Annotated in this window: 3 protein-coding genes; 2 read left to right on the forward strand and 1 reads right to left on the reverse strand. The window is 72.9% G+C overall.

Going from position 1 to position 9017, the window contains the following annotated elements; all coding sequences use genetic code 11:
* Positions 1–127: 127 nt before the first annotated feature.
* Together ABD54_RS13210 and ABD54_RS13215 are read left to right on the forward strand one after the other, a co-directional pair.
* On the forward strand, positions 128–3568 hold the full coding sequence (locus ABD54_RS13210) for a hypothetical protein (protein ID WP_047869770.1): 3441 nt from the start codon (positions 128–130) through the stop codon (positions 3566–3568).
* An 84-nt stretch (positions 3569–3652) separates the two neighbouring features.
* Entirely contained in the window at positions 3653–8338 is a 4686-nt protein-coding gene (locus ABD54_RS13215) for a DEAD/DEAH box helicase (RefSeq protein ID WP_047869771.1), read from the forward strand.
* Between the two features lie 277 nt (positions 8339–8615).
* Here the strand turns inward: ABD54_RS13215 and ABD54_RS13220 are convergent, their stop codons facing one another.
* Entirely contained in the window at positions 8616–8870 is a 255-nt protein-coding gene (locus tag ABD54_RS13220) for a hypothetical protein (RefSeq protein WP_047869775.1), read from the reverse strand.
* Between the last annotated feature and the right edge of the window lie 147 nt (positions 8871–9017).

Genomic DNA, 9017 nt, shown 5'->3' on the forward strand with positions numbered 1-9017 from the left:
CTCCCTTTCCTCGGTCGAGAACAGTACACCACAGCACATCTCTGGTTGACAATGTTTTCACCCAGTCCCTATGTTGATGGCGTCGGCGTTACCGCTCCGTCCCAACGACGCACCCCTGGAGTCGGCCATGTCCATGCCCCTTCCCCTGCCCTTCGAGCAGGAGGAACCTCAGGCCAGCCCACAGAAGGTCACTCCGCGCCAACTGCTCGGCCTGCGCGAGGCCGAGTGGCGCCCGCACCTGGAGTCGGTCTCACTCGTCTCCGAGGCGCCCTTCAACCAGAGACAGCTCGACCAGGCCGCACGGGCGCTGGGAGCGGTCTTCACCGAGGAGATCGGCGTGTACGGGCGCTCCGACCTGCACCGCTGGCCCGCCTGCACGGCGGCGGTCACCGTGGGCGTGGCCACCAGTCGCTACGCCAGCGGCACCTTCTGGCCCGCTCTGTGGGAGACCACCGGGGTGCCCGCCCCGCGCCAGAAGGCGGACGCCTGGGGCACCCGCTTCCTGCGGTCCCTGGAGATCCTGGGCGTGGACGCCTTCCCCGGCATGACCTATCCCTACGTGGACCCGATCCTCATGCACTCGGGGATCCCCACCTACTGCCTGGGCGACGTCTTCGACCTGCTGCTGCACCGCGGCGCGGTGGAGCCCGGCCTGGACGCGCACGGGTTCCACCTGTGGGCGGTCTCCGGCCGCCACCGGCTCAAGGACCTGGACATGCCCGCCGGCAGGTTCATCTCCTCCGGCGGCGACTACGCGCTGGAGACCATCGAGCGGTGCATGCACCTGCTGGAGCTGCTGCGCGAGGACCCCGACGCCGCGCCCCGCGAGGTGGGGCTGCCCCGCCGGTTCCGTGCGCCCGCGGTCGCCGCCCTGGAGCGCGCCGCCAGCCGGGGCGCGCTCCCCCGGCACCCGCTCTCCCACTCCTCCCGGCCCCGTTCGGCACGGCCCCGGCTGCGTCTGGACCCCTTCGTCCACGGAGTCCACGTCGTCCTGCCCGTGCTCGACGACAGCGCCAACCTCGACGTGTTCTGGGAGATCACCACCGACGACGACACCCACACCGTGTCGGGAGGGCACCGGTGGGGCAGCGGGGCGGCCGAGCAGACGGTGTTCGCCGTGCCCCGGCCCGCCCGTACCGTGAGTGTGACCCCCAGGGGACTGGGCGTCCGGGAACAGCTCACCCTCGTCGACCCGGACGACCCCCTGCTGATCTTCGACGACGCCGGTGCTCCGGTGGGCTCCGACACCGCGCTGCCGCCGGGCCCGGTATGGGTGCTGCACCCCTCCATCGCCGCCCTGGAGGTGTCGGAGGAGGTCGAGGAGCTGGGCCGCTACGACGTGCCCTACGGCTGGGAGGGGTGGGCGCTGCTGCGGCTGCGCCTGGCACGCGACGCGCGTATCGGCCTGGCCGGACACCCAGAGCACCGGGTGCGCGGCAGGGAGCGGCCGCGTCTGGAGGCGTCGGACCCGATTCCGGGGGTGACCACGCAGCACGGCGCGCCGGTCCACGCCGAGCGGCCCACCGTCGTGCTCCCCGCCCCGGAGGGCGCCCCGGTGCCTTGGCAGGTGGAGGTCCGCTCCGCCGAGGAGGGGCGGCTGCTCTGGCGCACCCGGGCCGACTCCGGAAAGCGCGTGCCCCTCTTCCAGGGCGGGGAAACGGTGGTCGGCTCCTTCACGGTGAGCGTGCGCGGCCCACTGGGCCGCGGCATCAGCCGCCAGATCACGGTCGCCGAGGGCTTCGGGGCACTCCACGAGCCCGCCACCCGCCTCCTGGAGGCCGCGGGGCTCACCCCCGCACGGTCCCGGCTGTCCCCTCCCGGGGGCGCCGAGGCCGAACCGGCCCTGCTCTCCTTCCCCGCCGACACCCCGGCGCTACCCGCCACGCTGCGTTCGGGGACGTCCGTGCTGCCGGTGACCGTCAGCCCGCCGCACATGAGCCTGCTGTTGACCCGCGAGCACGCGCCGCGCAGGCGCACCAGGCCGCTCCGGCTGGACTGCGAGGCGATCGCGGACTACGGCGACCTGGTGGTCCGCCTGCCCGAGGGCGGGCAGAGCCGTCCCGGTCCGCTGCACGTCCTGCACGGCGACGATGTCGTCCAGCAGGTCGAGGCCGGTGCCTCCCTGGGCTCCCACGCCCACCGCTACCCCCTGGGACAGGTGGTGGACACCGCGGCCGCGCGGCGTCACCTGCGCCTGGTCCTGGCCCACGGTCAGACCCTGGTGCCCGTCGCCGTCATCCGGCCGCGGCGCCTCGCCGTCGGGGCCTCGGTGCACGACAACGTCGTCCACCTCGACGGTTTTCCCGGCATCGACGACGTCAGCGCGGCGGTGTACGAGTGCGGGGCTCCGTGGCGTGCGCCCACGGTCGTGCCCGTCTCCGCAGACGGCCGGTTCACCCTGCCGGAAGGGACCGCCGGGCCGGTGCGGATCCTGCTCGCGGTGGACGACCCGTGGTCGGTGGGCGACTGGCCCCGCTGGCCCGAGCCGGACGATCCCAACACGGTCGGCTGCGACCTGCCGGGCCGCCCCGAGGGAGCCGACGCCGAGGAGGAGCTGCTGTGCGCGGCCTTCGCTGAGGGGTCCGGGATCGCCGAGCTGCCCCTGACGCACGACAACGCCGTACGCCTGTGGCGGGTCCTGGGCGGACACCGCGTCCTGTCGCGCTCGGGCGTGTCCGGCGACCGCGTCGAGGCCTGCGCCGCAGCGCTCGGCCGCTCCCCCGTGGCGGCTCTGCTGGCGCACGGGGCGGCCGAACCCGCCCCCGACGAGAGCGTGCACTCCCTGGTCAGCGGCGGGATCGTCACGGTGGCGGCGGGCGGCCGCGTCCCAGCCGACCAGGCCGCGGAACTGTGGCACCGGCTGCCCTCCGCCGCGGCCCTGGCCACCAGCGACCTGCTGCCGCTCATCGACCCCGACGCCCCCTCCCCCGAGCACGTCGAACTCCTGGAGCAGCTGGAACGGCGGTGCGGGCCGGTGGCCACCGCGCTGCTGCGCGGACAGACCGACCCGGCGCGCCACGCCGGACGTTTCGACGCCGCCACCGAGCAGTTGGCCCTGATGCCCGAGGAGCAGATCACCGCGATCTGGCGCGAGGCCGGGGTCGTACCGCGGGCCCTGCTCGACGAGGACTCGCGCACCCAGGCGGCGCTGGGGCTCTTCCGAGCCCGCAACCAGGCGGAACTGCACAGGCTGCGCCGCGACGCCGCCGAGCTCTCCCGCAACGTGCTGTCCGCGGCGGGGAAGCTCTCGCCGGTCTACCGGCGTCCGGTCACCGAACTACTGGAGCCCCGGTACACCGTCGGCGCCTCGCGCTGGCGCAACCTGCCCACCGTGTCCCTGGCCATGGCACTGACCGCACGGCTGGCCGCACGGTCGGTGCCCGCCTTCGTCCCGCTCGCCCAGGCGCACCGACCCCTGTGGAGCGACCTGGCCCGCAGCGCCCCCGACCTCGTGCGCATCGACATCGTCCTGGCCGAACTGGCCCTGGCCGGAGCCGAACGCGCCCACCTCGCCCAGCGAAGGGCCCGCGGCCCCCGTCCCGGCGAAGGGCTCTTCCGCACCGCCTGAACGCGACCGGAGCGGCCGTCCCGGGACAGCCGCTCCGCCCCCTCCCGACCCCCGTCAACCGCTTCCACGTGTGAGGACCCTCCGATGACCGCCCAGATCGATCCGATCGACGTCAGCGCGACGGTCAGCGGCGCCTACCGCCGCTACCTGCGCTCACTGCTGCCCATCCGCGACCCGGCGCTGGCCGGGGCGCTGCACGAACAGATCGACCGCAGCCAGCAGGTGAGCAAGGGCCCGCTGCTGGAGGCCACCCCCGCCTACGAGACGGGGCGTACCCCGCGCGAGCTCATCGAGGAGGGGGTCCTGTCACCAGGGTTCGCCTCCCCCTCGGGCCCCTCCGTACGACTGGACCGGCCGCTGTACAGCCACCAGGAGGAGGCGGTCCGCAAGGCGGGCGCCGGGCGCAACCTGGTGGTGGCCACCGGCACCGGCTCGGGCAAGACCGAGAGCTTCCTGCTGCCGATCCTGAACGAGCTCCAGCGCCAGCACGAGCGCGGCGAACTGGGCCCCGGAGTACGGGCGATCCTGCTCTACCCCATGAACGCGCTGGCCAACGACCAGCTCAAGCGGCTGCGCGAGGAACTGCTGGCGCACAGCCCCCACATCACCTTCGGGCGCTACACCGGCGAGACCAAGCACAGCGAGCGCGAGGCGCTGGAGTCCTTCCAGGAGCTGTACCCGGGGCAGGACCCGCTGCCCAACGAACTGCTCAGCCGCGAGCGGATGCGCCAGAGCCCGCCGCACCTGCTGCTGACCAACTACGCCATGCTGGAGTACCTGCTCCTGCGCCCGGCCGACCTGGACCTGTTCGAGGGCGAGTACGCCGGGCACTGGAAGTTCATCGCGGTGGACGAGGCGCACGTCTACGACGGCGCCAAGGCCGCCGAACTGGCGATGTTGCTGCGGCGGCTGCGCGACCGCGTGGCCCCCGGCCGGGACCTCCAGTGCATCGCGACCAGCGCGACGGTCGGCGACGACCCGGGGGCCGTCACCGAGTTCGCCCGCCGGCTCTTCCACGCCCCCTTCGAATGGGACGACGGCGACCCCGACCGCCAGGACCTGATCCACTCCACCCCGCGCGACACCGTGCCCGACACCACGTGGGGACCGCTGCCCGCGGTGGAGTACCGCGCCCTGGCCGCTGCCGAGGACACCGGGGAAACGGTGCGCAGGGCCGCGGCCCGCCACGGCGGACACGCGCCCGACGCGTTCACGCTGCTGGCCGGGGAGAAACGGCTCAACCACCTGCGGGTCCTGCTGGCCCGGGGCGGCCCCCAGGCCCTGGAGGACCTGGCACGGGAGCTGTTCGAGGCCGTGCCCGACACCACCGGCCCCGACCTGTCCGAGGACGACCGGGTGCGGGCGCTGGCCGACCTGGTGGCGCTGGCCAGCGCGGTCCGCGACTCCGACGGCTCTCCCCTGCTGTCCACCCGCTACCACCTGTTCACCCGGGCCACCGACGGCGCCTTCACGTGCCTGTCGGAGAGCGGACCGCACGTGTCGCTGGCCCGGCACGAGACCTGTGTGGACTGCCAGGCGCCCGCCTTCGAGTTCGGGGCGTGCAAGCGCTGCGGAGACCTCTACGTCGTGGGCACCGTCACAGCCGAGGGAGCGGGCGAGCGCCTGGTGCCGCCCGCCGCCCGGCACAAGAGCCCCGAATGGCTGCACCTGGGCACGAATCCCATCGCCCTGGACGACGATGACGACACCCTGGAGGAGACCACCAAGGTCAACCCGCAGGAGCGCTACCTGTGCACCGGCTGCGGAACACTGGCGCCCTCACCCGCCACTCCGTGCGCGGTGACCTGCCGCCAGCGCTCCCTGCGCCAGGTGCGACTCATCCGCACACGCGGCGACCGGGCCGCACGCTGCCTCAACTGCGGGGCGCTCGGGGAGAGCACGCTGCGCAGGTTCGAGAGCGGACACGACGCCTCCCCCGCCGTGGTGGCCACGGCCCTGTACCAGGCCCTGCCCGAAGCGCCCGACGCACAGACCGCCGACCGGCCAGGCGGCGGCCGCAAACTGCTGATGTTCAGCGACAGCCGCCAGTCAGCCGCCTTCTTCGCCCCCTACCTGGAAGGCACCTACCAGCTCTACCAGCGCCGACGCCTCATCCTCGACGGCTTGGACGCCATCCACGACCCCGACGACGAACTGCGGATCGACGACCTGGTGGACGCCACCGTGCGCACCGCCAAGCGCGCCGGACAGTTCGACCGCTGGGTCTCCAAACGGCAGCGGACGGCCATCGCCGCGCCCTGGGTCATGAGCGAGCTGGTCAGCACCGACGACCGCCAGTCCCTGGAGGGGCGCGGCCTGCTGAGGGTCGACCTGACCCGTCCCGAAGGAATCCGGCTCCCCCCGGCCTTCACCCGGGACCTGGGCCTGACCGAGGATGAGGTGTGGGACCTGTTCGGGGAGCTGGTGCGCACGCTGCGGCAGCAAGGCGCGCTTACCATGCCCGAGGACGTGGCGCCCGACGACGAGGTGTTCGCGCCCCGGTCCGGCCCGGTGTACGTGCGTCTGGAGGGCGCCGACCGAAGGCGCAAGGTGATCAGCTGGCTGCCCACCGCCGGGCAGAACCGGCGGCTGAACTACCTCCGGAGGGTCCTGGAGAAACTGGGCTCCTCGGCTCCCCCCGCTATGGTGCTGGGGAAGGTGTGGGAGCTGTTGCGCGCGGCCCGAGGGGGCTGGCTCGCATCGTCCGAGGTCCTCGGGGCCGGTACGGTCCACCAGGTCGACCACCGAGCGCTGGAGGTGTCCCTGGTGGTTCCCGAGACTGCCCCTTACCAGTGCGATAGCTGCCGGAGGCTGCACCCGGTGTCGGTGCGCGGGGTGTGCCCGACCATGAACTGCTCGGGCACCCTGCTGCCATACGAGATCCCCGACCCCGACAAGGACACCGACCACTACCGGTACCTGTACCGCAACCTCAACCCGGTGGCGCTGTCGGCCCGCGAGCACACCGCGCAGTGGCGGAGCAAGGTGGCCGCGGGCATCCAGCAGGACTTCATCGAGGGCAGGGTCAACGCCCTGTCCTGCTCGACCACCTTCGAACTGGGGGTGGACGTGGGCGAGCTGCAGTCGGTGTTCATGCGCAACATGCCTCCGACCACGGCCAACTACGTGCAGCGGGCAGGGCGCGCGGGACGGCGCAGCGACTCGTCGGCGCTGGTGGTCACCTACGCCCAGCGGCGCTCCCACGACCTGTTCCGCTACCAGGAACCGGAGAAGATGATCGCCGGGAAGGTGCGTGCGCCCTTCGTTCCGCTGGGCAACGTGCGCATCGACCGGCGCCACGCGCACTCGGTGGCGCTGGCGGCGTTCTTCCGCCACTGGGCGCGGGAGACCGGTGAGACCTGGAACCGGGTGGGTGACTTCTTCCTGCCCGGTGGGGATCGGCCCGCCCCGGTGACGCGGGTGCTCGACTTCCTGTCGCCGGTCCCGGAGCGGGTGGACACGTCGCTGCGGCGCGTCCTGCCCGAGGCCGTCGCGCGGGAGATCGACGTGGACGGCGGCGGTTGGGTCGAGGAACTGTGCGGCCTCCTGGAGGACCTGCGCCTGGAGGTCGAACAGGACGTGGCCGACTTCGAACGGCGGCGTCTGGAGGCGTTCCAGGCCCGCAGGGACGGACTGGCCGAGCGTTTCCTCAAGACCATCAACACGGTCGTACAGCGCTCCCTGCTGGGTTTTCTGGCCACGCGCAACGTGCTGCCCAAGTACGGGTTCCCGGTGGACACCGTGGAACTGCGCACCCACCACTCGGGGGAGACCGTGGGACGTCAGCTGGAGCTGGCGCGCGACCGGCGTTCGGCCATCTACGAGTACGCGCCGGGCAGCTCCATCGTCGCAGGCGGCAAGCGGTGGACCTCGGCGGGCGTGTACCGCCTGCCCGGGCGGGCGCTGCACCCCTTCCACTACCGAGTGTGCGAGGCGTGCGGGTTCTACGACCAGTCCAAGGACGCGCTGGGACCGTCGTGTCAGTCGTGCGGCAGCGCGTCCCGGGGCGCGCCGACCAGGTACATCGTCCCGGAGTTCGGCTTCGTGGCCGATTCGCAGGTGCAGCCGGCCGGGACGAAACCGCCCGAGCAGACCTGGCACGGGTTCACCCACGTGCTGCGGTTGGCGGCCGAACCGGTCACCCGTTCCTGGCCGCTGCCCGGAGGCGGACAGGTGCACTGCCGGGCGGGAAGCCGCGGCGAGCTGGTGGCCGTCTCCGACGGTCCGGCTGGGACGGGCTACCTGATCTGCGACTGGTGCGGCTGGGGCACCGCACGCGTGAGCGTCGGCAAGAAGGTGCCCACCGAGCACACCAATCCGCTCAAGGGCACCACGTGCACCGGTCCGCCCCGGCACCTGTCACTGGCCCACCGTTACGAGACCGACATCGTGGAGATTTCCTTCGGCGGCCAGCTCGACATGGGGCGGGTCTCGCCCGAGACACGCCACTCGTTGCTGTACGCGCTTTTGGAGGGCGCCTCCGCGGCGCTGGACATCAGCCGCGATGACATCGACGGGGCGATGTTCCGGCGCGCTGCGGGAACCATGGCACTCGTGCTGTTCGACACCGTGCCCGGCGGCGCGGGCGGCGCGGAGCGGATCGCCGGGCACTTCGACCGGGTGCTGGAGGCCGCGCGTGAGCGTTTGAGCGAGTGCGACTGTGGTGTGGAAACCTCCTGCTACGGGTGCCTGCGCAACTACCGCAACCAGCCCTTCCACGACCTGCTGCGCCGCCGCGACGCCTTGGCGGCGTTGGATTCGCTGATGTAGCCGGTGCCGGGGTGCTCCGGGACTGCCAGGTCCTTTGGTGCTGCGCCCGGAGTTCTCGCCTCTGTTCACCGACGAGGAACTGCCCCGTGCCCGGGCACGGCTGGAGCAGTTCGGGTACCGCTTCGTCGACGCGGTCCGAGCCGGGACGCAGGGACACGCGGGAACGCGGTGGCGGCGTCGGGCCGTGCGGCGCGGGCGAACCCGCTGCCCGCGCGGAGCGTCCGAAGGGGAGGCCGTGTCGCGGCGGAGTGGAGGCGGCGCCGTCGGGGCGCGTGCGTCAGTCGTAGGAGCAGCGGGGGCGCGGGATGATCCCGCGTTCGGGCCCGCGGGGGCCCGGGCAGCGGCCGCGCAGGCGGCCGCGGAGGGCCTTGCGGCGCGGGTCGGCCTCCGCGGCGGGGGCGGTGACGGGCGTGGTGTGCGCGGGAGGGGCGCACGGCGCGAGGAGGATGTGGGGGTTTCCCAGCGCGGCGGTGAGGGCGAGTGCGAGGAGTCCGGAGCAGGGGCGCAGGAACCGACGGTGTCGCTCGGGCATGGACACCAGCCTGCCATCCGTCGCCCTGTGTCGCGGGTCGATCACGCAAGGGGAGGTGTCCGGTTCAGGCCAGGGACCGCACGTGTGAACCGTGTTGTGCCCGGGTAACCGGTTCGACCGGTGCGGCGGGGACACGCGTTCCGGGGA

Source organism: Nocardiopsis sp. RV163 (assembly GCF_001029525.1).
GTDB lineage: Bacteria > Actinomycetota > Actinomycetes > Streptosporangiales > Streptosporangiaceae > Nocardiopsis > Nocardiopsis dassonvillei.